This is a genomic window from Kiloniella sp., from assembly GCF_048259265.1.
Taxonomy (GTDB): domain Bacteria; phylum Pseudomonadota; class Alphaproteobacteria; order Kiloniellales; family Kiloniellaceae; genus Kiloniella.
On record NZ_JBLXHT010000002.1, the window covers coordinates 435,003 to 460,362 of the forward strand.

Genomic DNA, 25,360 nt, shown 5'->3' on the forward strand with positions numbered 1-25,360 from the left:
TGTGTTTTTGTGTTCTGTATTGAGCATTAATGCTTTGTTTATTCCCAATAACTATTTTATCTGTTAGATTAGTTAGGCTGCATGCAAATAAAATTGATTTAGAGTAAATGTCTTTATTTAGAGAGATTCATAAACGATCCCGTGTCGTGATCCCGCAGGTCTTGGGCGCGTCACTGGTTGCTTATTTCGCGTATCACACAATTGAAGGTGATCGCGGGGTTTGGGCGTGGATCCATCTCACCCAAAATCTGCAAACCAAACAAATTGAAATGGTTGGTGTTCAAAGTGATCGCCAAGAACTGGAATCAAGGGTTGCCCTTTTGCGTCCTGATAACCTGGATCCTGACCTTTTGGAAGAACGGGCGCGGGATGTTCTTAATTACGGTCGCGAAAACGAATATCTGGTTATAAAACAGCGCTAAAATAATTAACTAAATATTGTGCAATGCAGCATTTTTTCTTGAGTTAACTTATTTTCAGTTAATGTAGAAAAAATCTTTATAAATCAAGGGTATAAAATCTATTGTAATAAAATTACTTTTCCCTTATTTTAGGTGCGAGACATAAACCCCTTAGTGCGTAACACTAACTTGAACGGGAAACCTCGCATGGCGACTAAAAAAACGCCCACCAAACGGGCCCCTAAGAAACGGACAGCCTCTTCTGCGCTTCCATCCGACGTTAACAATGAAATGATCCTTGATTTTTATCGTGAAATGCTTTTGATCCGCCGCTTTGAAGAAAAAGCGGGACAATTGTATGGCATGGGCTTGATCGGTGGATTTTGTCACCTTTACATCGGGCAGGAAGCTGTCGTTGTTGGCATCCAGTCTGTGTTAGAAGATCGTGATACGATTCTGACATCTTATCGTGACCACGGACACATGCTTGCTTGTGGTATGGATCCTGATGGTGTGATGGCTGAACTTACCGGGCGTATCGGTGGATACTCCAAAGGTAAGGGCGGTTCTATGCACATGTTTAGCGAAGAAAAAGGCTTCTATGGTGGGCATGGTATTGTTGGTGCTCAGGTTCCTATTGGAACAGGCATTGCCTTTGCTCATAAGTATCTGGACGAAAATGCAGTCAATGTTGCCTATTTGGGTGATGGCGCATTGAATCAGGGGCAGGTTTATGAATCATTCAACATGGCTTCCTTATGGGATCTGCCTGTTGTTTATGTCATTGAAAACAACCGTTATGGCATGGGGACGTCAACTGAACGTTCTTCTGCGAATAGCACTGAACTTTATCATCGTGGCAGTGCCTATGGAATTCCCGGTATGCAAGTTGATGGTATGGACGTTGTTGCTGTGCGTGAAGCGGCTAAGATTGCTGTGGAACATGCCAGAAGTGGCAAGGGCCCGTACATCATGGAGATGATGACCTATCGTTATCGTGGGCATTCCATGTCTGATCCAGCTAAATACCGTTCAAAAGAAGAAGTTCAAAAAGTGCGTGAAGAACGCGATCCAATTGAACGTCTCCGCGCGGTCATGGATAAAAAGAATGTGATAGACGAAGCAGGTATGAAGCAAATCGATAAGGATGTTAAAGCGATTGTTTCCAAATCTGCTGAATTTGCACAGTCTAGCCCCGAGCCAGATCCTTCTGAACTTTACACCGATGTGTACGCTGACGCGTAAGCTGTCCGTCATTCCGGAGAAGAAAATATGCCAATAGAAATTCTTATGCCTGCGCTTTCCCCCACTATGACAGAGGGGAAACTTGCGCGTTGGATGAAAAACGAAGGCGACAGTGTATCATCAGGTGATATTCTGGCCGAAATTGAAACAGATAAAGCGACGATGGAAGTAGAAGCTGTTGACGACGGGGTTCTTGGTAAGATCCTTGTTGATGGTGATACGGATAATGTTGCTGTAAATACCCCAATCGCCCTTCTTCTTGAAGAAGACGAAAGTGATGCGGACCTGAGTAATTATTCAGCTGCGGCACCTGTAGCTCAAGCTGAATCCCAGCCAGCCGCTGTATCATCCGAGGCTGCCAATGTGGCTGCACCAAAAGCAGAATCTGTGGCGCCAGAGAGTGAATGGGACGGACCTGTTATCAGCACGACAGTTCGCGAAGCGTTGCGTGATGCAATGGCAGAAGAAATGCGCCGTAATGAAAAAGTATTCCTCATGGGTGAAGAAGTCGCTCAATACCAAGGGGCTTACAAAATCAGTCAGGGGCTGCTTGATGAGTTTGGTGCCAAGCGCGTTATTGATACACCCATTACAGAGCATGGTTTTGCCGGGTTGGGTGTTGGTGCCGCGTTTTATGGTCTAAACCCGATTGTTGAATTTATGACGTTCAACTTTGCGATGCAGGCGATTGACCACATTATTAACTCAGCAGCAAAAACACGTTACATGTCTGGTGGTCAAGTTAGCAGTCCGATTGTTTTCCGTGGACCAAACGGTGCGGCATCCCGTGTTGGTGCTCAGCATTCTCAATGTTATGCAAGTTGGTATGCGCATTGTCCGGGGCTTAAAGTTGTGTCCCCTTATTCTGCTGCAGATGCCAAGGGACTGCTTAAGTCTGCCATTCGTGATCCGAACCCGGTGATCTTCCTCGAAAATGAACTTCTCTACGGACAGAGTTTTGACGTGCCGGATACGGATGATTGGACCGTGCCAATTGGTAAAGCCAAGATTGTTCGCCCGGGTACTGACGTTACTATCGTGACGTTCTCTATTATGGTTGGAAAAGCGTTGGAAGCGGCAGAAGAGCTGGCAAAAGAAGGCATTTCTGCAGAAGTTATCGATTTGAGAACAATCCGCCCACTGGATACCGAGACCATTCTTAATTCCGTGCGTAAGACTAATCGTCTTGTGACGGTTGAAGAGGGCTGGGCTTTCTCTGGCGTTGGATCCGAGATTTCAGCAATGGTTATGGAACAGGCGTTTGATTACCTTGATGCTCCTGTTCAACGTGTTGCGGGTGTTGATGTTCCGTTGCCTTACGCCGCGAACCTTGAGCAGCTTGCGCTACCACAGAGTTCTCATATTGTTACTTCGGCCAAAGAAGTCTGCTATCGCTCATAAGTAGAGCAGGGGAGAAATACGATGCCTATAAATATTCTTATGCCCGCCCTGTCGCCTACAATGACAGAAGGTACATTATCCCGTTGGCTGGTGAATGAAGGTGATACTGTCAATTCCGGTGATGTTCTTGCGGAAATTGAAACTGATAAAGCGACAATGGAAGTAGAGGCGGTTGAGGAAGGTAAAATTGCCAAGATTCTTGTTCCCGGGGGAACAGAAGGTGTAGCGGTTAATCAGACGATTGCTGTTTTGCTGGAAGAAGACGAAGATGCCAGTGCATTAGAGAATTTTTCATCTGAAGCTGAAGCATCTGTCGCTAAGGCTGAGCCGAAGCAAGAAGAAGCTCCCGCTGCGCCAATAGCAGAGAAAACGCCAGCATCAACACCCCCGTCAACGCCAGCTGCACCAGCACCCGTTTCTGCAAGTGGTGACCGTATTTTTGCAAGTCCTCTTGCCAGACGGATGGCTTCGCAAGAAAACCTTGAGCTTTCTGCCCTTAAAGGGTCAGGACCTCATGGGCGTATTGTGAAGGCTGATATCCTGTCCGCTGTGGAGCAGGGGATTGGCAAAGCGGGTGCTTCGACTGAAACATCTGCTGCGGCACCGGCCAAAGCAGCGTCGGATGCATCGGGACCAAATGCGCGTGAACTCGCAGATATGCTTGGTATGGAATACGATTTGGAGCCATTGAGCTCTATGCGTCGTGTGATTGCCAACCGTTTGAGTGAGTCCAAACAAACGGTTCCGCATTTCTATCTATCTGTTGATTGTGAAATGGATAAGCTACTCGCATTCCGTAAAGAATTGAATGCAAGTGGTGATGTGAAGATTTCCGTGAATGACTTTGTTATTCGTGCGGCGGCTCTGGCGTTGAAAAAAGTACCTGCTGCAAACGCCTCATTTAGTGATGAAGGCATTCTTAGCTACAAAAACGCTGATATATCTGTGGCTGTTGCAACACCATCAGGTCTGATCACGCCAATCATTAAAGCCGCTCAGAATAAAGGTCTTGGTGTTATCTCTAGCGAGATGAAAGATCTGGCCGGGCGTGCACGTGATGGGAAGCTGAAACCCGAAGAATATCAGGGGGGAACATTCTCGATCTCTAACCTTGGTATGTTTGGTATTAAAGACTTCTCTGCCATTATCAATCCACCACAGGGGTGTATTCTTGCTGTTGGTGCTGGTGAGCAGCGTCCTGTCGTTAAAGATGGTGCCTTGGCAATTGCGACAGTGATGACCTGTACCCTATCTGTTGACCACCGTGTGGTTGATGGAGCCGTTGGTGCAGAGTACATGGCTGCCTTCAAAGCCTTGATCCAAGAACCTCTCTCCATGCTTCTTTAGGGGGATGAAATTATGAGTGATACTAACTTTGATGTTATCGTTCTTGGTGGTGGCCCTGGTGGTTATGTGGCGGCGATCCGTTCGGCCCAGCTGGGCCTGAAAACGGCAGTGGTGGAAAAAGATCTCCTTGGCGGGATTTGCCTTAACTGGGGATGTATCCCGACAAAGGCATTGCTGCGATCTGCCGAAATTTACCGTAACATGAAACATGCTGAAGACTATGGTTTGTCCGCATCAAATATCAGTTTTGATTTGCAAAAAATCGTTGAGCGTTCCAAGGGGGTGTCAAAGCAGCTAAATGGCGGTGTTGGTCACCTTCTAAAGAAGAACAAGGTAACAGTTTTTGATGGTGCAGGTACCTTAACGGCTGCGGGCAAAATGACCGTCGAGGGCAAAGATAAGAAAAAAACGGCTTTAACAGCCAAAAATATTATCATTGCAACGGGGGCTCGTGCCCGAACTCTTCCGGGATTAGAGCCTGATGGTAACCTTGTTTGGACGTATCGTGAAGCTTTGCGTCCTGATACGATGCCTAAATCATTGTTGGTTGTCGGATCTGGCGCTATTGGCATTGAATTTGCCGATTTCTACAGCACTCTCGGTGCCGACGTTACCGTGGTTGAAATTTTTGATAAAATCTTGCCCGTGGAAGATGATGAGATTTCAAAGCTAGCCCAAAAGCAGTTGGGCAAACATGGTTTGAAGTTCCGTACAGGAACCAAAGTCAGCAAGCTGGATAAAAAATCCAATCAGGTCACTGCGACACTTGAGAAAAATGGCAAGACTGAGCAGATCACCGTTGATCGTGTGATTTCCGCTGTTGGTGTTGTTGGGAATATAGAAAACCTTGGTTTGGAAGCTCTTGGTATCAAAACTGATCGTGGCTGTATTGTTACGGATGGGTTTTCGCGCACCAATGTACCGGGTGTTTTTGCGATCGGTGATGTGGCTGGTCCGCCAATGTTGGCGCACAAGGCTGAACACGAAGGTGTTGTTTGTATTGAAAAAATTGCGGGTTTGTCTGCACATCCGATTGATAAGTCAAAGATCCCTGGTTGTACCTATTGCCATCCACAGATTGCATCTGTTGGTCTGAACGAACAGACGGCCAAAGCAGAAGGTCGAGATGTTAAAATCGGTCGCTTCCCTTTTGCTGGTAACGGAAAGGCCATTGCACTTGGTGAGGCAGAAGGTCTGGTCAAAACGATCTTTGACGCCAAGACAGGTGAACTACTCGGGGCACATATGATTGGCGCGGAAGTCACTGAGCTTATTCAGGGGTTTGTCGTTGCAATGGGGCTTGAGACAACGGAAGAAGAGCTTATGCACACTGTCTTCCCGCATCCAACCTTGTCAGAGATGATGCATGAATCTGTGCTGGATGCCTATGATCGGGCAATTCACTTCTAGGTGTGATTTTGCCGCAGGCAATCTTAAAGCTTGAGATTTTGCTGTAATTCCATATGTATTGCAGCATGTGACAGGAAGGCGTTTTCTGCCTTCCTGTTAGTAACGGCGCGTAAACCTCTTCTATTGTAGTATTTGGTTCGCGAAATGGTCGGAGTTAGTTGATGACAGAAACCATGGTTTCAGAACAAACAACATCCCAGCTAGAGGGAAAAGAACGCGCAGAGCGTATTATTTCCACAAAGGATGACCGTGCGAAGATGCGGCACCCTGAAAAGGCCAAACGCCCCGACTCTCCTATCCAGCGAAAGCCTTCTTGGATAAGAGTAAAAGCACCGGTATCCAAAGGATATCAGGAAACACGCAAGCTAATGCGTGATAACAATCTTCATACTGTGTGTGAAGAAGCTGCATGTCCCAATATTGGTGAGTGCTGGTCAAAGAAACACGCCACAATGATGATCATGGGCGGGATTTGTACCCGTGCTTGTTCATTCTGTAATATCGCGACGGGTAAACCTAATCCGTTAAGTCCGCTTGAACCTTATAGCGTTGCAGCGGCTGTTGCTAAGTTACAGTTGCGTCATGTGGTGATTACATCGGTGGATCGTGACGATCTGGATGACGGTGGTGCTGAGCATTTCTCAAAGGTGATTGCTGCGACACGTAAAGATGCACCAGATACAACAATCGAAATTCTGACACCTGATTTTAGACATAAAGATGGTGCGTTGGAAGTGGTGGTAAAGGCAAAACCAGATGTGTTTAACCACAATCTGGAAACGGTTCCGCGTCTGTATACCACAGTGCGCCCTGGTGCTCGTTATTATCACAGTCTAAAAATTCTAGATCGCGCCAAAGAACTTGACCCAACACTCTTTACAAAATCTGGACTGATGGTTGGACTGGGTGAAAGTAAAGATGAAGTGCTACAGGTTATGGATGATATGCGTTCAGCTGATGTGGATTTTCTAACAATCGGTCAGTATCTTCAGCCAACGCCAAAGCATCATCCTGTTGATAGGTTTGTAGATCCGGAAGAATTCAAGCTTTATGAAAAGATGGCCTATAACAAAGGGTTCTTGCATGTTGCATCGACACCTTTGACGCGTTCATCCTATCATGCTGACGAAGATTTTCAGGAATTGAGAAAAGCCAGAGAAGAAAAGCTGTCTCGTTCTTGATTTTGGACACTACAAATGCCTATTCACGCTGAAAAAAAAGTACTGAAATTCAAACCAGAGCAAGTTTTCGAAATGGTTGCCGACGTTGAGCGCTATCCAGATTTCTTGCCCTGGTGCGTGGGGGCTAGGATAAAGAGCCGGCAGGATACAAGGATATTTGCTGATCTAATCATCGGTTTTAAGATGGTCAGAGAGAAGTTTACCAGTCGCGTTGATCTTCATTGTGAACAGTTACGTATAGATGTTGCTTATGTTGATGGTCCCTTTAAGTACCTGACCAATACATGGATCTTTGAAGAACACCCGGAAGGATGCCTTGTCGATTTTCATGTGGATTTTGAATTTAAATCAAAAATGCTGCAACTGATCATGGAGCCATTTTTCCATGAAGCAGTCAGACGTATGGTTCATGCATTTGAAAGCAGAGCTGAGACTTTGTATGAGCCGTATGATGGCGAAGGCTGCGCATCAGCTTAAAAGCGACAAAGTATCGTTTTGAATTTTATCTTTGAGAAACAGGGATCAAAAAGGTCAGAAAAGAACCCTTAATGCGTCCCGGGAAGATTTACGCCTTGAGACAGAGCGTAAAAAAGCGACGTTGTCATAAACATGTTAAATCCTGAATGCAAAATAATAGCAGGCCAAAGAGATTCACTTTTGTAAACGATGAGGGAAAAGGCAATTCCAGCAACGGTAAGGGCCGGAATTAAATGAGGAATGCCGTGGGTTGATGCAAAAAGCAACGAGCTGATCAAAATTGCGAGATATTTGCCAAATTTTTGGTCAAGCCATCCCAGAATAACGCCCCTGAATACAACTTCTTCTGTGAAGGGGGCGATAATGCCTGTTGCTATCATGGTAAATATATAGGAATTCCACTTAAATCCTTGAGGTGCCAACATTTCAAGTTGTGGATTAACAAAGTCATCACTAATCAGTTGTGTAACAGTTAAATTTACAATGCCAACAATAATAACGAGGGGGAGCGTTAAAATTACAGCGTGGAAACACCAGTTCGCAGACGTTGGAATTAACCCCAGATTCCACCAATTCAAAAAATATTTTTTTAACAAGAAGTGTCGAACAATAATCAGGATGAGTAAATTCTGAACTAGAACCAATAGTATAAGTGGAAAGGTAACAGATGCGCCATTTTCAGCTGGTGAGAGAAAGGCAGATAAGAAAAAGGAGATGCCTTTTATTGATACTAAAAATATTATAAATGCCAAGACAAGTTGGCTAAATGGAATATCTGCAAGAGATGCAATGCGATCCCTTGGAGATGGTTGTTCGTCAATATGTGTGTTCATAAAAGTCTGTTTTTTAAGAAAGAGAGGGCCGCATGAACAGTTTGTTGTCGAACAGATGTCCGATCACCTTCAAATCGATAACTTTGATAGAGGGTACGATCATTTTCTAATGCAGTTCCGATAAATACAGTACCAACAGGTTTTTGTAACGTTCCGCCGCCGGGACCTGCAACGCCTGTTACAGATACTGTTAGCTGAGCATTAGAGTGTTTCATTGCCCCTTCGGCCATTGACGATGCTACTGGTGAACTGACAGCACCGTGCATAGATATTTGTTCTGTCCTGACGCCAAGCATTTCATGTTTTGCTTCATTTGAGTAGGTAACAAAACCTCTATCCACGACATCTGAAGATCCTGCAATCTCGGTTAAGGCGCCTGCAATTAATCCTCCGGTGCATGATTCTGCGGTGGCAATTTGAAAGCCCTTAGCGCGACAGAGTTCAAGTATTTCCGTAGCAAGGGTATTAATCTCCGACGTTAGGGACATGATGGCTTCCTAAAAGCGTTCTAGAAGCTCACTAGTATAGGGGATAAATTCATAAAGAAGGTAAAATGTTATCAGGGCGTATAATCCAGCGACCATATCGTCAGACATAATGCCTAGGCCGCCTTTGACATTTTGATCTAACCAGTTGGCCGGAAAAACTTTCACGATGTCGAAAAAGCGGAAGATCAAAAAGCTGATAAGAAAAAGAATAGGGTTCAGAGGTACAAAAGCTAGCGCAAGCCATTGGCCTGCAACTTCGTCAATAACAACGGCGCCGGGGTCTTCTTTGCCAAGTGCTGTTGAATATTGGCCGCTTGCCCAAATCCCAACGCCATAAACGATGAGGGAGGCAATGATCAAGCCGATAGGGCCTATACAATCAGATATCACCCAAGCAAAAGGAAGTGCTGCTAGCGAACCCCACGTGCCGGGGGCGAATTTTATAAGACCAGCGCCGAACCAAGTTGAAATCAAGGCGGCAGGGTGAAAAAATGAGAGTTGTTTTTGAGACATATGTGCGTCTTTACAATGTTAATTTGTTTGATTTGGTTTAATCGGTTGAAGGAAGTTGAATTGTTGCAACTGCCTGAGCAGCAATACCTTCTTCCCGGCCTGTAAAACCGAGTTTTTCAGATGTGGTGGCTTTAATACTGACACGGCTGGGGGCGATGTCCAGTATTTCGGCCATCTTTGCAACCATAAGGTCTCTGTTCGGACCTATTTTAGGTCTTTCACAAACAATCGTTACATCGACATGTATGATTTTGCCGTCTCGGGCTAGAACCCGGTCACGCGCAAAAATAAGAAACTGGTCCGACAATGCACCTTTCCATTGTGGATCGCTAGGTGGAAAATGGGTCCCAATGTCGCCTTCACACAACGCACCAAGTATAGCATCGGTTAGTGCATGCAAACCAACATCGGCATCGGAATGACCTTTGAGTTTTTTTGAATGCGGGATATCAACACCGCAAAGTGTGACGTGGTCACCTTCTTCAAAGCAGTGTACGTCGTATCCAAAGCCAGTTCTGCTTTCCATATTTAGCTCTTTAGTTTGCTTGTTGTTGTGGACCATGGTTGCCTGAATCAAATCTTCCGGTGTCGTGATTTTAAAATTATCTTTGCCAGATTTTACAATTGATATCTGATGGCCGAATGCTTCTGCAACAGCGGCATCATCTGTGTAATTTTCCAGATTGTTGGTGGCTATATGCGCATCACGTATTAAGTCAAAGGGAAATGCCTGGGGGGTTTGTGCATGCCAAAGTTCGTCTCTGGAAATATTTTTTGTGATTTTATTATTAATAACCTGCTTAAGGCTATCCACAACCGGAGAGGCGGCAATGGCTGCTTTTCCAGAGATGCCTGCGTGAACGAGGTTAGTGATAACATCATGGTTGGTAAAGGGACGAGCAGCATCATGGACAAGGACAACGTTGGGATTTGTTTTTGCTAGGGCTTGTAAGCCGTTTAATACTGATTCCTGACGTGTAGCACCCCCAAAGGCAATACGGGCCTTGTTAATAAACTCAGGGCACTCGTGCTTAAAAAGCTCTTCGTCATCAGGATGAATGACAACAAGAACCCCATCAATGTCTGGGTGTTTAAAAAAATTATCGAGTGTCAGGGCAAGAATACTGGTATCACCTAACTTGAGATACTGCTTTGGAAGGTCAGTTCCTACACGGCGGCCCCTGCCTGCGGCGACAATGATTGCCCAGGTTTCGGACATAGGCGTATTCTCCTGATTTCGATTCTTGCCAATTTAGGCTAATTTACAGTAGTAACAAAATGATATGTAACAAAGGCTAATCAGATGTCTAGTAAGAAGGTACGATTATGACCGTTTTTTGGGGAATGCTTGCACTTATTTTGATGTTGCCAGCGATATTAATACCCTGGATATCAAAGACGGACAGTTCAACCTTTCTGATGAGGGGCGCATTGTTTATCGCTCTGGTTGGATCTAGCTTCACCACCATGATCCATCTTATGGGGCATTGGGATGGTGGTGTGAGTATATCCCTTTGGATTACGATATCATTTAGCCTATTGTTGTTTTTGTGTTTCTCTCTTCTTGTTAAAGAGTTTGAAAAACTCGCTCTCTTACTTGCGCCCTATCTGTTTGTGCTTGGTGTATTCGCAGTTGTTTGGGAGGGGCAATCAGCAACTGCAAATCCTATCGAAAGTATGGACAACTGGCTGGTGCTGCACATTTTGGCATCTATCTTGACATACGCTCTTTGTACATTGGCTGCTATTTCTGCTGTATCAGTACAGTTACGAGAGCGTGCTTTGAAATTAAAGAAGGTCGAAAGCCCGTTTTTAATCAAGTTACCTTCGGTGTATGATGCTGATCGATTCCAGGTAAGTTTATTGACGATGGCCGAGGTGGTTCTCGGTTTGGGGATATTGACAGGATTTGCCCGTCAGTATTCAGCATCGGGTCATTTCTTGGGTTTTGATCATAAATCACTGCTTGCGCTGATCGCCTTTGTGGTTATTGCCATTCTTTTAATATTGCACAAATTTATTGGTATACGCGGGCAGAGTGCCGTTCGTTTTGTTCTGGCGGTTTATCTATTGTTGACCCTTGCTTATCCCGGTGTGAAGTTAGTAACAGACGTTTTGCTGGCTTGATAAATCAAAATTTTCACTCGTTTTTTACACATTCCTCTTCGCAAGAGCGGGCAAAGGCTGTATAACCAGCTTTTCTTGTTTGCCTAAATCTTAGGCGATTGTGAATGGTGCACAACGAATGAGCATTTCAATTGGTCCGATATTGATCGAGGACCCGGTTTTACTCGCTCCGATGTCTGGCGTAACAGACATGCCTTATCGCCGTTTGGTCAAACGCTATGGTGCAGGGCTCGTGATTTCAGAAATGATAGCCAGCAAGGCGATGCTTCAAGAGAGTCGAGAATCACTCAAATTAAGTACGAATTGTGCCGAGGAATTTCCTATGGCTGTGCAATTGGCGGGGTGTGACCCTAGCATAATGGCTGAAGCTGCAAAGATGAACGTCGATCGTGGGGCAGCTATTATCGATATTAACTTTGGTTGCCCGGTTAAAAAGATCGTTTCCAAATATGCAGGTTCCGCGCTTATGAAAGATGAGGTGCTGGCCGAAGATATAATGGATGCAACGGTTAAGGCTGTGGATGTGCCTGTTACAGTTAAGATGCGCTTGGGCTGGGATGACACCAATCGAAACGCTCCTGAGCTGGCAAAGCGTGCAGAGAGCGTCGGTATTCAAATGATTACCGTTCATGGCCGTACAAGAAACCAGATGTATAAAGGGGAAGCGGATTGGGAAGCTGTGCGTGCTGTCAAAGATGCAGTTAAAGTCCCCGTTGTAATTAACGGTGATATTTTAACCCCAGAAGATGCTAAACAGGCAATGAAAGTTTCGGGTGCTGATGGTGTTATGATTGGTCGGGGATGTTATGGCAAGCCATGGCTTTTGCGAGAAGTCAGTCAGTATCTGCGCGATGGAACGCATGTTGATGAGCCGGACTTAAAAGAAATATACGAGCTTATTTGTGAGCATTATGATGCGATGTTATCCCATTACGGTGAACGCAAGGGTGTTGCTATCGCGCGAAAACATTTGGCTTGGTATTGTAAAGGGCTTCCTGACTCAGCTTCTTTTCGGGCTGAAATAAATAAAGTTAATGAACCAGACGTCGTAATCAAAATGTTGGGAGAATATTTCCAACCGCACATTGATAAAGCAGCATGACCAAAAGCTCTGTAAGCGGTAATTCCAGGAAAAAGCTGGCGATAACGTCAGATAGATATGGACCTTTGTCTCTTGATGAAAATTCAGAATCTCTAAGCGTATTGAATTCTTTAACGGATCCAGTGTTTGTTGTTGGGCCGGATAAGGCGATTGTATTTGTTAATCAGTCTGCTGAACAGTTCTTGCAATCGAGTAAGGTGGTTTTGGTTGGTAGCCTTTTAAGTGCTCACTTTTCGGAAGATTCTCAGATAGTTCATTTGATTGAACAGACCCAAAGAGAAGAGAGCTCTGTTGCTGAATATGGCGTGCGACTTGAAACACCAAGAATTGGAACGCATTTAGTTGCCGTTGTTATCTCTCCGATGCATGACAGGCCGGGGTTTAGTGTTGTCACGCTTCAACAGCAGTCTATCGCGCGAAAAATTGACCATCAACTTGTACATCGTAATGCAGCAAGGTCAATTACGGCTATGGGGGCTATGCTTGCCCACGAAGTAAAAAACCCGCTATCTGGTATTAGGGGCGCAGCCCAGTTATTAGAGCTAAGCGCAGGTGAGGATGATCGGCAACTCACCAAGCTGATATGTGATGAGGCAGACCGCATCGTTACCTTGGTTGACCGTATTGAGATGTTCTCAGATACCCGCCCAATGCAGCGGGAGGCCGTTAACATTCACGAGGTTTTAGCTCATGTGAGGCTTCTTGCTGAAACCGGGTTTGGGCAGAACGTCAAGTTTACCGAGAAATATGACCCTTCGCTTCCAGAGGTATATGGGAACAGGGATCTTCTGATACAGGCTTTTCTCAATCTAATTAAAAATGCTGTCGAAGCACTTGGTAAAGAGGGGGGCGATGTCACCTTAACAACAAGTTATCAGCAAGGTGTAAGGATGAGATTACAGGGGGGGAATGAGCGTATGGATCTTCCTTTGTTGGTGACGGTTGAAGATAACGGGCCGGGTATTTCGGCTGACCTTCATGAGCATCTTTTTGATCCTTTCGTTACAACAAAATCTGGTGGTAAAGGGCTTGGTTTGGCGCTGGTTTCCAAGGTTGTTGAAGAACATGGTGGGGTTATTGAACTGCAAAGTGTACCAAGGTCCACTAAATTCTCAGTTAGCCTGCCGCTGGTGCCTAAAGATTTAAGAAATAAAAAAATAAACTACACAGATAGTGAATTAAGGGACCCGTCATGAGTGATGCGACTATCTTGATTGCTGACGATGATCAGGCGATAAGAACTGTTCTGACACACGCATTAGGACGAGAGGGGTATCGTGTGCAAGCAGCAAGTAGTGCGGCGTCATTATGGCAATGGGTAGCTAAAGGTGAGGGCGACCTGGTAATCACTGATGTTGTGATGCCGGATGAAAATGGGTTGGACCTTATTCCGCGAATAAAAAAGATTAGACCTGAGTTACGTATTATTGTGATGTCTGCGCAAAATACATTGTTAACAGCCGTAAAAGCAACAGAGCGTGGCGCGTTTGAGTACTTGCCAAAACCATTTGATCTCAAGGAGTTATCTTTAACTGTTAAGCGGGCACTTTCTGAGCCTGCCGAAATCGTTGAAGAAGTTGATAGCAACCCGGAAGAACAGCTGCCTTTGATCGGGCGCTCTGTTGCTATGCAAGAAATCTATCGAGTTATGGCCCGGTTGATGGCGACGGATCTGACCGTGATGGTGACAGGAGAATCTGGCACCGGTAAGGAGTTGATTTCGCGTGCTCTTCATGATTATGGGAAAAGAAAAGAGGGGCCTTTTGTGGCTGTAAATATGGCAGCCATTCCTAAAGAGTTGATTGAAAGTGAGCTTTTTGGGCATGAAAAAGGGGCTTTTACAGGTGCAACAGCGCGATACTCTGGGCGTTTTGAGCAGGCCGCTGGTGGGACTTTGTTTCTGGATGAAATCGGTGATATGCCGCTGGAAGCTCAAACAAGGCTTTTGCGTGTTTTACAGGAAAATGAATTTACGACAGTTGGCGGACGTGTACCCATAAAAGCAGATGTCCGTATTATCACTGCTACGCATAGAGACCTTGCGCAAATGGTCGAGCAGGGAAACTTTAGGGAAGATTTGTACTATCGACTGAGTGTGGTGCCGTTGAGGTTGCCGCCACTAAGGGAGCGCGCTGAAGACATACCCGAGCTGGTATCGCATTTTTTACGGTTATGCGAGCAGGAAGGTTTGCCTAGTAAGGTGATTGATCAAGGCGCTATGGCGTCTTTAAGAAATAATTATTGGTCCGGTAATATTCGTGAACTGGAAAATGTCGTTCGACGCTTAACTGTTCTCTACAGTCAGGATGTTATTTCACACGATATCGTCGAACATGAGCTTAGTCTTATTTCCAAAGGAGCAAGTTCTGAAGAAAATCAGGCAAGTCCGGCTGTTGCGCCTGCATTAAATGAATCTCTTGGTGAGGCTGTGGAGCGACACCTCAGTGAATATTTTGCGGCCCATTTTCCTGACCTACCGGCAACTGGATTATACGATAGAATTTTAAAAGAAATTGAAAAACCCTTGATTGAGCTTACATTGGCTTCGACAAACGGCAATCAAATACAAGCCTCTAAGCTTTTGGGATTAAATAGAAATACCTTGCGGAAAAAAATTAAAGAGTTGGAAGTGTCAGTGATCAAGGGTGCTAAGTAATGATTGATCAGACACAAGATGATGAGAGTTCTGTATCTGATAGTGATTCAGGTGTGGAAAATAACGGCTTTTGGTTAAATGCATCTCTTTGGGCAAAACGTGTTGGCCTGGAGAGGAAGCTTGCGATTATTTTGTTTATCGCCACCAGTATTAGTGGGATTACAACCTTTTCTGCGCTTTCTGGTGATCTTTCTCAGGCAAACGATCCGCAATTTATTCTTCTTTTGCTGACGGCAGATTTTATCCTGTTGATGGCTTTGCTGGCAATCGTTGTCAGGCGGCTTGTCCTTTTGTGGCTTGAGAGAAAGCGGGGACTTGCTGGTGCAAAACTGCATTCTCGTTTGGTTGGATTATTTAGCCTGGTTGCTGTAACGCCGACCATCATTGTTGCCGTGGTTTCTGTTGGTTTTTTTGAATTTGGATTAAAGGGTTGGTTCAACGAAAAAGTGAGTACTGCGGTAAAGGAGTCATACGCAGTTGCTGAATCTTATCTTAACGAGCATCAGCAGGGTATTGTCGCGGATGCCTTGTCCATTTCATTCGACCTTGGCCAGTCTTTGAATCTGTTGATACAGAATGAAGATCAATTTGATGCTTTTTTGACCGATCGCGCTAATCGCCTTAATTTAACCGAAGCGGTTGTTTTTGATCAATCGGGTCAGGTTCAGGGGAAAGCTGCGTTTAGTTTTTTACTTAATTTTGCACCAGAAATACCTGATTTTGCGATAAATAATGCTATTAATGGTGAGGTTGTTATTCTCAATACCGAAAATAATGATCGCGTTCGTGCGCTTGTTTATCTTGGTGGATTTGATGGATCATTCCTGATCGTTGGTCGCCCGATTGATCCAAACATTTTAAAACATATTGATCGCGCAAAAAGTGCTGTTGCTCTCTATACTGATCTTGAAGGACAACGCTCGGGCTTTGTTCTTACCTTTGCGATGATTTTTGCGATTGTTGCATTGATGATCCTTTTGGCCTCTGTGTGGGTTGGTCTAACCTTTTCCAATAACCTGACGGGACCTATCGGAAACCTGATTGCTGCGGCTGAAAAGGTACGCGAAGGTGATCTCGAGACACGAGTTATTTCGAATAAATCTGATGATGAAATCGGACGTTTATCTCGTACCTTTAATTTGATGACGGGGGAATTGCAGCGCCAACAACAGGAATTGATGAGTACCAATGCTCAATTGGATGAACGTACAAGGTTTATTGAGGCTGTCCTGGGCGGGGTTACTGCTGGTGTGATTGGTTTGAATGCAAAAGCGGAAATCACTCTACCTAATAGATCTGCGTCAGCATTTTTTGTCGATCAATTTGCCGAACTTCGTGGGCAGCACATTTCCGTGGTGATGCCGGAAGTTGCTGAATTTGTAGAGGAAGCCAAATCCAGACCTCTGCGTCCGGTAGAAAAACACATCCCCTATACCCAAGAAAATGGTGTGCAACGTACCTTGTTGTTGCGTACCGTTGCAGAGCTTGGAGATGATTTTGAAATTATCGGTTTCGTAATTACTTTTGATGATATTACTGAACTGGTTTCTGCTCAACGCAAAGCGGCCTGGTCTGATGTTGCCAGACGTATTGCCCATGAAATAAAAAATCCACTTACACCAATTCAGCTTTCTGCTGAGCGGCTAAAGCGGAAGTATCTCAAAGAGATAGAGAGTGACGCAAAGACTTTTGAACTTTGTATTGATACCATTATTCGTCATGTTACTGACATCGGCACAATGGTAAACGAGTTTTCTTCATTTGCGAGGATGCCTGTCCCCAAAATGAAAGAAACCGATTTGACTAAGCTTATTAAAGAATCTGTTTTTCTACAGGATACCGCGCAACAAGGAATTCACTTTGAAACGATTGTTCCTGACGAAAATATTCTTCTTTCCTGTGATCCGGAGCAAATCAATCGTGTCTTAACGAATTTATTGTTGAACGCAGGAGAGTCTATCGAAGGGAAGCTGGAAGAAGGAAATAGGGGCACAGAGGCAACAATTAAAGTATTTTTGGAAAAGTCAGATACTGAAATTTCTGTCATTATTAAGGATACAGGGAAGGGATTGCCTTCTGGAGATCGTGAAAAGCTGACTGAACCATATGTAACGAATAGAGAGAAGGGGACAGGTTTAGGGTTGGCTATTGTTAAGAAAATTATGGAAGATCATGGTGGCTCTCTTGTCCTTGAAGATAATTTGGATCAAACTGGTGAAATAATTGGTGCGCAAGTGCACTTGGTTTTCCCAATTACCAGCAAATAAATACTTTAACAAATTTAAGTAGATTGATTAGATGACCCGCGAAATTCTCATTGTTGATGATGAAGCCGATATCAGGATGGCACTAAGTGGTATTCTGGAAGATGAAGGCTATGTTGTCAGAGAGGCTGCCAATAGTCAGGAAGCTCTTGCGACAATTCATGCCCGTCGCCCTAGCTTGGTTGTACTGGATATATGGCTAAATAATTCTGAGCTGGATGGTATTGGCATTCTAGAAGCAATCAAACACGATTATAGTGATTTACCTGTTGTTATGATGTCAGGTCACGGCACAATTGAGACTGCGGTAAGTGCCATAAAAATTGGTGCGTTTGATTTTGTTGAGAAACCATTTAAATCGGATCGATTGCTTCTAATAATCAATAGGGCAATAGAACTTTCTGAATTGCGGCGTGAGAATGAGCGTTTGAAGGTTAGTGCAGCTGTACAGTCGTCATTAATTGGTTCTTCGGCCCCAGTAGTTCAGCTTCAGCAGGCGTTGGATAAAGTTGCGCCCACGGGCAGCCGTGTTTTAATAACCGGGCCTGCAGGTGCAGGTAAAGAGGTTGTTGCCCGTCAATTACACCAGCAATCTGCGCGGAGTAACGGATCTTTTGTGGCTTTGAATTGTGCCACAATGCATCCCGATAGGTTGGAAAGTGAATTATTCGGCACAGAAAGCAAAGATGAAGACGGGGAAACCTCTATAAGGCTTGGTACTTTTGAGCAGGCTCATGGGGGAACTCTCTTGCTTGATGAAGTTGCGGACATGCCCCTTGAAACACAGGGGAAAATTGTCCGTGTTTTGCAAGAACAGTCCTTTACTAGGGTCGGTGGAGATGTCGAAGTTGACGTTGATGTTCGGGTTATCGCTTCTACAAACAAAGACTTACAGGCTTTGATAGCTGCCGGTGAGTTTAGAGAAGATCTTTATTATCGCTTGAATGTTGTGCCATTGGTCGTGCCTGCCTTAGTCGACCGACGGGATGATATACCTGATTTGATAGAATACTTTATGGACCTGTCTGCCAAAACGAATGGTATCCCCGCGCGTCCCTTGGCTCAGGATGCACTGGCATCCCTTCAGGCTTATGAATGGCCAGGTAATGTTCGGCAGCTCAGGAACGTTATTGATTGGTTGTTAATAATGGCGCCGGGTGAGGGGGATGAAGTTATTTCTGCAGAGATGATGCCACCTGACATTGGTTCAATATCTCCGTCTGTTTCATCTGGTGCTTCAGGGCAAGAAGACCTTATGTCATTATCCTTGAGAGATGCGCGTGAGCTTTTTGAAAAAAGGTATCTTGAGGCACAAATTATGCGCTTTGGTGGAAATATCTCGAAAACTTCTACATTTATTGGTATGGAACGATCTGCTTTGCATCGTAAGTTGAGAACTCTTGGTATTTCGACAGACCGAAGCTGAATAAATTACGGATTTAGGATCCTGTTATGAAAGTAGTTATTTGTGGTGCTGGTCAGGTGGGTTTTAATATTGCCCGCTATCTTGCAAGTGAGAATGCCGATATCACTGTGATTGATCGTGATCCTGGTCTGGTAAACAAGATTACGGACTCTCTGGATGTAAAAGGTGTTGTTGGTTTTGCCTCGCACCCAAATGTCCTTGAAAAAGCTGGTGCTTCTGAAGCGGATATGATTATCGCGGTTACTCATGCTGACGAAGTCAACATGGTCGCGTGTCAGATTTGTCATTCGATGTTCGACGTGCCAACAAAGATAGCCCGTATCCGCGAACAAAATTATCTGGATCCGATGTGGTCAGATCTCTTTACGCGCGACCATATGCCTATTGATGTAATCATTTCGCCGGAAATCGAGGTTGCTGCAGCCATTGAAAAACGACTTCAAATACCGGGCGCATTTGATGTTTATCCGTTAGCAGATGGCAAGGTCAGCTTGATTGGTGTGCATTGTACAGAAAATACACCGATTATTCATACACCTCTTCGACAATTAACAGAGCTTTTCCCTACTTTGAATGTCGTTGTTGTAGGTATTTTTCGCCAAGGGAAGGGCTTTGTTCCGACACCTGATGACGAATTGCGTCCTGATGATGATGTGTATCTTGTGCTTGATCATGGTCACCTCAGCAGGGCAATGGATGCCTTTGGTCATGCTGAATCAGAAGCAAGAAGAGTTGTGATTATTGGCGGCGGTAACATCGGGCTATATCTCGCGAAGTCTGTGGAGGAAAATCACCCTCAAGTGAAGCTTAAATTGATTGAGTTGGACAAAAAACGTGCTGAGTTTGTTGCCAAGTCATTGAAGCGGACTGTTGTTATTCATGGGGATTCTCTTGATGCAGAAATTCTGAACGAAGCTAATATCTCCACGACTGAAACCATCGTCGCAGTTACAAATGATGACGAGGTGAATATCCTTACCTCTCTATTGGCAAAACGGCATGGCTGTAAACGTGCGGTGACACTGATCAACACAACGTCCTATGCGCCACTTATCAGTACTCTGGGTATTGATACTGTTGTTAATCCCCGTAGCATTACGGTGTCTAACATATTACAACATGTTAGAAGGGGACGTATCCGTTCAGTGCATACAATTGCTGACGGGCTTGGTGAAGTTATTGAGGCTGAAGCTCTCGAAACATCAAGCTTAGTGGGGGTGCCAATTCGAGAAGCAAAGCTGCCGCCGGGTGTAATCGTTGGCGCCATTGTCAGGGATGGTGAGGTTATCATCCCACGAGGCAGCACTATTGTCAGATCACATGATCTTGTTGTGATTTTCTCCGCTGCCGAAGCCGTTAAAAAGATAGAAAAGCTGTTTGCTGTTAAGCTTGAGTTTTTCTAGGAAACCTCCAATAATCATTTTTTGCAATATTCATTTTTATGAAATTAGAGATATAGAATACTTATGACATTTTCTTCCCCCAAAGCTGTCGTTTTTGATTGGGACAATACATTAATTGACAGCTGGGTTTCGATCCATCACGCTCTTTCTGTCACTTTCGAAGAGATGGGTATGGTTCCCTGGACACTTGAAGAGGCTAAAGATAGGGTTCGCGCTTCTGCACGTGAGAGTTTCCCTTTGATCTTTGGTGATAAAGTCGATGCAGCGACCAAAATTTTTTATGATACCTACGAAGCTAGCCACCTAGATGTTTTAACACCTTTGCCTCATGCAAAGGAACTCTTGGAGTTTTTGGTGTCCAAAGGTATTTATCTTTCTATTGTGAGTAATAAAAAGGGATATATTCTGCGTAAAGAAGTATCGAAATTAGGCTGGGATAAATTTTTTCAGAACATTATCGGCGCTAATGATGCAGAAAAAGATAAGCCAGACCCTGTAGTAATGGATCTTGCGCTAAGGGGCAGTGATATTCCTTTGGATGAACATGTATGGTTTGTTGGTGATACCGATGTTGATCTTCAGTGTGCGTGTAACTGTGCCTGTTATCCGGTCTTGATTCGTCCAGAGCGGCCTAAAGTGGAAGAGTTTATTGAATGTAAGCCCGCACTTCATTTTAAATCCTGCGGAGAAATGAAGACCTTTTTATCTTAAAAAAAATGAAGATTTTTAAGTCCTTTGTTGATGAGGGGTTGTATTTCCTCAGCATAATGATAAAGAATCTCACTTGTCTGATTTTTGGACACAACCCCAAAAGCTAACAATACCAACCAATAAAAACACGCAATAAAAACTAATAAGGGGATTAAACGCGATGGCCGCGGAAAAATCACAGAACGTACAGGATGTATTCCTGAATACGATTCGCAAAAATAAAGTCCCGGTAACGGTCTTTTTGGTAAATGGCGTAAAGTTACAAGGTATTATCTCCTGGTTTGATAATTTCTCTGTATTGCTTCGTCGTGATGCACATGCACAACTCGTATACAAACACGCAATTTCTACAATTATGCCTGCGTCACCAGTTCAATTATTTGATCCGGGCAAAGATGACGAAGGCGGAGCAGAATCATAACCTTAATAGGTTTTTCTGATATATATGGGCTCAAAATTTATTGATGATGGCGTGGATCGTAAAAAGCAGGTCCGCGCCATTGTACTTCATCCGGAATTAAAAAAATCTTCTCAGTCAACGCGTTCTTCCGAAGCTCGGTTGGAAGAAGCTTATGGCTTGGCCTTGGCAATTGATCTAGAGATTATCCGTCATGAAGTCATTACTGTTGCGCGACCAAAGCCTTCAACTCTGTTTGGTTCTGGTATCATTGAAAAATACCATGACTACATACACGCTAATGAGGTTGAAGTCGTTATCGTGGATACAGCTTTGACGCCCGTGCAGCAGCGCAATCTTGAAAAGGGATGGGAAGCCAAAGTCATTGATCGAACCGGTCTTATTCTTGAGATTTTTGGAGAACGCGCGCGTACCAAAGAAGGAAAACTGCAAGTTGATTTGGCCCAGCTAAGCTATCAACGTTCAAGGTTGGTGCGGTCTTGGACACACCTTGAACGTCAGCGTGGTGGTGCAGGCTTTATGGGCGGTCCGGGCGAGCGACAGATTGAGATTGACAGACGTTTGATTGACGAGAAAATCGTCCGTTTGAAAAGTGATCTTGAAATGGTAAAGAAAACGCGCGAGCTACATCGTTCAGCGCGTCGGAAAGTACCTTTTCCGATTGTTTCGTTGGTCGGCTATACAAATGCAGGAAAATCGACACTCTTTAATCGACTGACTGAATCAAAGGTTTTTGCCGAAAATCTTTTGTTTGCCACCTTGGACCCAACCATGCGTCGGGTTAATTTGCCATCCGGGCGCGAGATTATTTTATCGGATACTGTTGGATTTATTTCTGAATTGCCAACAGATCTGATTGCATCGTTTCGTGCCACTTTGGAAGAGGTCAGAGAAGCAAATGTACTGGTTCATGTTAGAGATGTTTCACACGAAGATACTGAAGCTCAAAAAGACGATGTAAAGGCTGTTTTAAATGATCTGGAATTAGATCCGGATATACAAAGTAACATGATAGAGGTCTGGAATAAATCAGACTTGCTTTCTGAAGATATAAAAGCCTCTTTGGAGATCCAATCTGGTCATCAGGAAACGACCCTTCTTTGTTCTGCGATAACGGGCGAGGGGTGTTCTGAATTTCTGCATACGGTTGAGCGACTGCTCGATGCGCAAAACCTTGTATATGAGTTTGAAATTCCTTATGAGAATGGCGCCGCGTTATCGTGGTTACATGATAATGCCAAAGTTCTGGAACAAGACCATCATGAAGAAGGTGTCTGGGTTTCTCTTTCTATTCTTCAGGCTGATGCAGATAAGTTTATCAGTAAGTTCGGTATAAATCCGATAGAAGATGAACTGGAAGAATAAGAAATCATTTCAATTATTTTTTTCTCCATTGGTTGACATCCTCCTACCTGCAATCTATATGGCTTTTAGCACTCAATTGGTGGGAGTGCTAATAATCGAAAACTCTCTCACCGTTAGTGCCCGATATTTTTTGTATTAATATACTCTGATGGAGTTGATCTATGAGCTTCAAACCTCTTCACGATCGTGTTGTTATTGAGCCGCTTGACCAGGAAGAAAAAACTGCCGGTGGTATCATCATTCCCGACACTGCTAAAGAAAAACCAATGCAGGGTAAAGTTACTGCTGTAGGCAGTGGCGCTCGTTCCGATGATGGCAAAGTTGTTCCTCTCGACGTTAAAGAAGGCGACACTGTTCTTTATGGTAAGTGGTCCGGCACTGAAGTGAAGCTTGACGGCAAAACTCTGCTGATCATGCGCGAGTCCGACATTATGGGCATTCTTCAATAATATTGGCTTTAAATAAGCATCAATATTACTGGATTACTGGCCCCTAAATTAAAGGAAATTATGAATTATGGCTGCTAAAGACGTAAAATTTGGTACTGACGCTCGCGATAAAATGCTGCGTGGCGTAGATGTACTTGCAAACGCTGTAAAAGTTACTCTCGGCCCTAAAGGTCGTAACGTTGTTCTCGACAAATCATTTGGTGCTCCACGTATCACCAAAGATGGTGTTTCTGTTGCAAAAGAAATCGAACTTTCTGACAAGTTTGAGAACATGGGCGCACAGATGGTTCGCGAAGTTGCTTCCAAAACCAACGATGTTGCTGGTGATGGTACAACAACTGCGACTGTTCTGACACAGGGTCTTGTTCGTGAAGGCGCAAAAGCTGTTGCTGCAGGCATGAACCCAATGGACGTTAAACGCGGTATGGATCTTGCTGTTTCTACAGCTGTTGAAGCTCTTAAAGCTTCTGCTAAACAGATCAAAACATCTGAAGAAGTTGCTCAGGTTGGTACAATTTCTGCGAACGGCGAAGCTGAAATCGGCAACATGATTGCTGAAGCAATGGAACGCGTTGGTAAAGAAGGCGTTATCACTGTTGAAGAAGCTAAGTCTCTTGCAACTGAACTTGACGTTGTTGAAGGCATGCAGTTCGACCGTGGATACCTGTCTCCATACTTCGTAACAAACGCAGAGAAAATGGTTGCTGATCTTGAAGCGCCATACATTCTTCTTCACGAAGCTAAACTAACAAACCTTCAGCCAATGCTTCCTCTTCTTGAAGCTGCTGTTCAGTCCGGTCGTCCGCTTCTGATCATTGCTGAAGACGTTGAAGGCGAAGCGCTTGCAACTCTCGTTGTGAACAAACTTCGTGGTGGTCTGAAAATCGCAGCTGTTAAAGCCCCTGGTTTTGGTGATCGTCGTAAAGCTATGCTTGAAGACATCGCGATCCTGACTGGTGGTACAGTTGTTTCTGAAGATCTTGGCATCAAGCTTGAGAACGTTACTCTTGATATGCTTGGTACTGCTAAACGCGTTAACATCTCTAAAGAAGAGACTGTTGTTGTTGACGGTGCTGGTGAACGCGAACAGATCGAAGGCCGTTGCGCTCAGATCCGCGCACAAGCTGAAGAAACTTCTTCTGATTACGATCGCGAAAAACTACAAGAGCGTCTTGCTAAACTTGCAGGCGGTGTAGCTGTTCTTCGCGTTGGCGGTTCTACAGAAATCGAAGTTAAAGAGCGTAAAGACCGTGTTGAAGATGCTATGAACGCAACACGTGCTGCTGTTGAAGAAGGCATCGTATCCGGTGGTGGTACTGCACTTCTTTCTGCTGTTGCTGCTCTTAAGGATCTTACTGGTGACAACAACGATCAAGACGTTGGTATCAACGTTGTTCGTCGTGCACTGGAAGCTCCTATCCGTCAGATCGCTGAAAACGCTGGTTACGAAGGCTCCATCGTTGTTGGTAAAATCACTGAGAAAAACGAAGCTGGCTTTGGTTTCGATGCTCAGACTGGCGAATACAAAGATCTATTTGCTGCTGGTATCATTGATCCAGTTAAAGTTGTTCGTACAGCTCTTCAGGATGCAGGTTCTGTATCCGGTCTGATGATCACAACTGAAGCAATGGTTGCTGATCAGCCTGAAGACAAGTCTGCTGCTCCTGCAATGCCTGACATGGGCGGCATGGGTGGCATGGGCGGCATGGGCGGCATGGGCTTTTAAGCCAGCCAAACAACCGTTTAGCTATCAAGAAAGGGAGCCTTTGGGCTCCCTTTTTTTATGGTATGTCTGTCCCGTCCTGAAATAAGTTTACAGAAAAGAGGCTTATCAGGGACATAGAATTATTTAATGTGGCTCCCGGTGCCATCACCTCTTAATTCCCACTTCCGAGCGCGATTTATAGTCATCTTTTCGTTTACTTCTTTGTTCAAATCTAATCCGTATTGATCTAATAAGCGGTGTAGTAAAATAACAATGTCTGCAGTCTCTTTTCCTATTTCGATGGTATTATTTTTCGCAATAGCTTCAGATAATTCGATTGTTTCTTACAATGCTCTTTTAAGCAGGTCATTTGGGTTATTGACGGGGCCAAAAGTTTTTTCGGCCCACTCACAGATAGTCGTTTGTGTTTCCATAAAA

At 44.5% G+C, this 25,360-nt stretch carries 23 protein-coding genes; 19 read left to right on the forward strand and 4 right to left on the reverse strand.

Annotated elements, in window-relative coordinates; translation table 11 throughout:
• Positions 1–107 precede the first annotated feature (107 nt).
• From ACN0QW_RS05245 to ACN0QW_RS05275, 7 genes are all read left to right on the forward strand, one after another.
• Positions 108–422 carry an FtsB family cell division protein gene (locus ACN0QW_RS05245; protein ID WP_417429383.1) on the forward strand — a complete coding sequence of 105 codons (315 nt, stop codon included), beginning with the start codon at positions 108–110 and terminating at the stop codon, positions 420–422.
• A 186-nt stretch (positions 423–608) separates the two neighbouring features.
• A complete protein-coding gene (gene pdhA / locus ACN0QW_RS05250) occupies positions 609–1,646 on the forward strand; it encodes a pyruvate dehydrogenase (acetyl-transferring) E1 component subunit alpha (RefSeq protein ID WP_047763434.1) in 1,038 nt (345 codons plus the stop codon).
• A gap of 27 nt (positions 1,647–1,673) precedes the next feature.
• Complete coding sequence (locus ACN0QW_RS05255; protein WP_417429385.1) at positions 1,674–3,047, forward strand: pyruvate dehydrogenase complex E1 component subunit beta; 1,374 nt, start codon at positions 1,674–1,676, stop codon at positions 3,045–3,047.
• Positions 3,048–3,068: 21 nt separating this feature from the next.
• A complete protein-coding gene (locus ACN0QW_RS05260) occupies positions 3,069–4,394 on the forward strand; it encodes a pyruvate dehydrogenase complex dihydrolipoamide acetyltransferase (protein ID WP_417429387.1) in 1,326 nt (441 codons plus the stop codon).
• A 12-nt stretch (positions 4,395–4,406) separates the two neighbouring features.
• Positions 4,407–5,804: a dihydrolipoyl dehydrogenase gene (gene lpdA, locus ACN0QW_RS05265; protein ID WP_417429389.1), complete on the forward strand. Its 1,398-nt coding sequence runs from the start codon at positions 4,407–4,409 to the stop codon at positions 5,802–5,804.
• 161 nt (positions 5,805–5,965) lie between these two features.
• Positions 5,966–6,985, forward strand: a complete 1,020-nt coding sequence (gene lipA, locus ACN0QW_RS05270) for a lipoyl synthase (protein ID WP_417429391.1) — start codon at positions 5,966–5,968, stop codon at positions 6,983–6,985.
• Between the two features lie 15 nt (positions 6,986–7,000).
• The gene (locus ACN0QW_RS05275; RefSeq protein ID WP_417429393.1) at positions 7,001–7,462 is read left to right on the forward strand and encodes a type II toxin-antitoxin system RatA family toxin; all 462 of its coding nucleotides are present in this window, start codon (positions 7,001–7,003) and stop codon (positions 7,460–7,462) included.
• Between the two features lie 68 nt (positions 7,463–7,530).
• On the opposite strand, the gene ACN0QW_RS05280 is transcribed toward ACN0QW_RS05275, so the two are convergent.
• From ACN0QW_RS05280 to ACN0QW_RS05295, 4 genes are read right to left on the reverse strand one after another with little or no spacing between them, the layout of a single operon-like run.
• Positions 7,531–8,295 (reverse strand): CPBP family intramembrane glutamic endopeptidase, encoded by a 765-nt coding sequence (locus tag ACN0QW_RS05280; RefSeq protein WP_417429395.1) that lies wholly within the window; start codon positions 8,293–8,295, stop codon positions 7,531–7,533.
• Positions 8,292–8,783, reverse strand: a complete 492-nt coding sequence (locus ACN0QW_RS05285) for a CinA family protein (RefSeq protein WP_417429397.1) — start codon at positions 8,781–8,783, stop codon at positions 8,292–8,294. The genes ACN0QW_RS05280 and ACN0QW_RS05285 overlap by 4 nt, the downstream gene beginning before the upstream one ends.
• A gap of 9 nt (positions 8,784–8,792) precedes the next feature.
• On the reverse strand, positions 8,793–9,296 hold the full coding sequence (locus ACN0QW_RS05290; RefSeq protein WP_417429399.1) for a phosphatidylglycerophosphatase A: 504 nt from the start codon (positions 9,294–9,296) through the stop codon (positions 8,793–8,795).
• A gap of 37 nt (positions 9,297–9,333) precedes the next feature.
• A complete protein-coding gene (locus tag ACN0QW_RS05295) occupies positions 9,334–10,515 on the reverse strand; it encodes a bifunctional 2-C-methyl-D-erythritol 4-phosphate cytidylyltransferase/2-C-methyl-D-erythritol 2,4-cyclodiphosphate synthase (protein ID WP_417429401.1) in 1,182 nt (393 codons plus the stop codon).
• A gap of 107 nt (positions 10,516–10,622) precedes the next feature.
• On the opposite strand from ACN0QW_RS05295, the gene ccsA reads away from it, so the two are divergent.
• The 12 genes from ccsA (at position 10,623) to groL (ending at position 24,943) form a co-directional block, all read left to right on the forward strand.
• A complete protein-coding gene (gene ccsA, locus ACN0QW_RS05300) occupies positions 10,623–11,423 on the forward strand; it encodes a cytochrome c biogenesis protein CcsA (protein WP_417429403.1) in 801 nt (266 codons plus the stop codon).
• Positions 11,424–11,541: 118 nt separating this feature from the next.
• A complete protein-coding gene (gene dusB, locus ACN0QW_RS05305) occupies positions 11,542–12,525 on the forward strand; it encodes a tRNA dihydrouridine synthase DusB (protein ID WP_417429405.1) in 984 nt (327 codons plus the stop codon).
• Positions 12,522–13,721: a two-component system sensor histidine kinase NtrB gene (locus tag ACN0QW_RS05310; RefSeq protein WP_417429407.1), complete on the forward strand. Its 1,200-nt coding sequence runs from the start codon at positions 12,522–12,524 to the stop codon at positions 13,719–13,721. The genes dusB and ACN0QW_RS05310 overlap by 4 nt, the downstream gene beginning before the upstream one ends.
• The gene (gene ntrC / locus ACN0QW_RS05315; RefSeq protein WP_417429409.1) at positions 13,718–15,181 is read left to right on the forward strand and encodes a nitrogen regulation protein NR(I); all 1,464 of its coding nucleotides are present in this window, start codon (positions 13,718–13,720) and stop codon (positions 15,179–15,181) included. Before ACN0QW_RS05310 ends, ntrC begins: the two co-directional genes overlap by 4 nt.
• On the forward strand, positions 15,181–17,448 hold the full coding sequence (locus ACN0QW_RS05320; protein ID WP_417429411.1) for an ATP-binding protein: 2,268 nt from the start codon (positions 15,181–15,183) through the stop codon (positions 17,446–17,448). Before ntrC ends, ACN0QW_RS05320 begins: the two co-directional genes overlap by 1 nt.
• 31 nt (positions 17,449–17,479) lie before the next feature.
• Positions 17,480–18,871: a sigma-54-dependent transcriptional regulator gene (locus ACN0QW_RS05325; protein WP_299375354.1), complete on the forward strand. Its 1,392-nt coding sequence runs from the start codon at positions 17,480–17,482 to the stop codon at positions 18,869–18,871.
• A gap of 26 nt (positions 18,872–18,897) precedes the next feature.
• Positions 18,898–20,274, forward strand: a complete 1,377-nt coding sequence (trkA, locus tag ACN0QW_RS05330) for a Trk system potassium transporter TrkA (RefSeq protein WP_417429414.1) — start codon at positions 18,898–18,900, stop codon at positions 20,272–20,274.
• Positions 20,275–20,337: 63 nt separating this feature from the next.
• Entirely contained in the window at positions 20,338–20,985 is a 648-nt protein-coding gene (locus ACN0QW_RS05335) for an HAD family hydrolase (RefSeq protein WP_417429416.1), read from the forward strand.
• A 160-nt stretch (positions 20,986–21,145) separates the two neighbouring features.
• Complete coding sequence (gene hfq, locus ACN0QW_RS05340) at positions 21,146–21,406, forward strand: RNA chaperone Hfq (RefSeq protein ID WP_299375345.1); 261 nt, start codon at positions 21,146–21,148, stop codon at positions 21,404–21,406.
• Positions 21,407–21,430: 24 nt separating this feature from the next.
• Positions 21,431–22,768, forward strand: coding sequence for a GTPase HflX (hflX, locus tag ACN0QW_RS05345; protein ID WP_299375342.1), 1,338 nt, complete (start codon positions 21,431–21,433; stop codon positions 22,766–22,768).
• A 161-nt stretch (positions 22,769–22,929) separates the two neighbouring features.
• Positions 22,930–23,217 (forward strand): co-chaperone GroES, encoded by a 288-nt coding sequence (gene groES, locus ACN0QW_RS05350; protein ID WP_046509756.1) that lies wholly within the window; start codon positions 22,930–22,932, stop codon positions 23,215–23,217.
• A 67-nt stretch (positions 23,218–23,284) separates the two neighbouring features.
• Entirely contained in the window at positions 23,285–24,943 is a 1,659-nt protein-coding gene (gene groL / locus ACN0QW_RS05355) for a chaperonin GroEL (protein ID WP_417429419.1), read from the forward strand.
• The last annotated feature ends 417 nt before the right edge of the window (positions 24,944–25,360 follow it).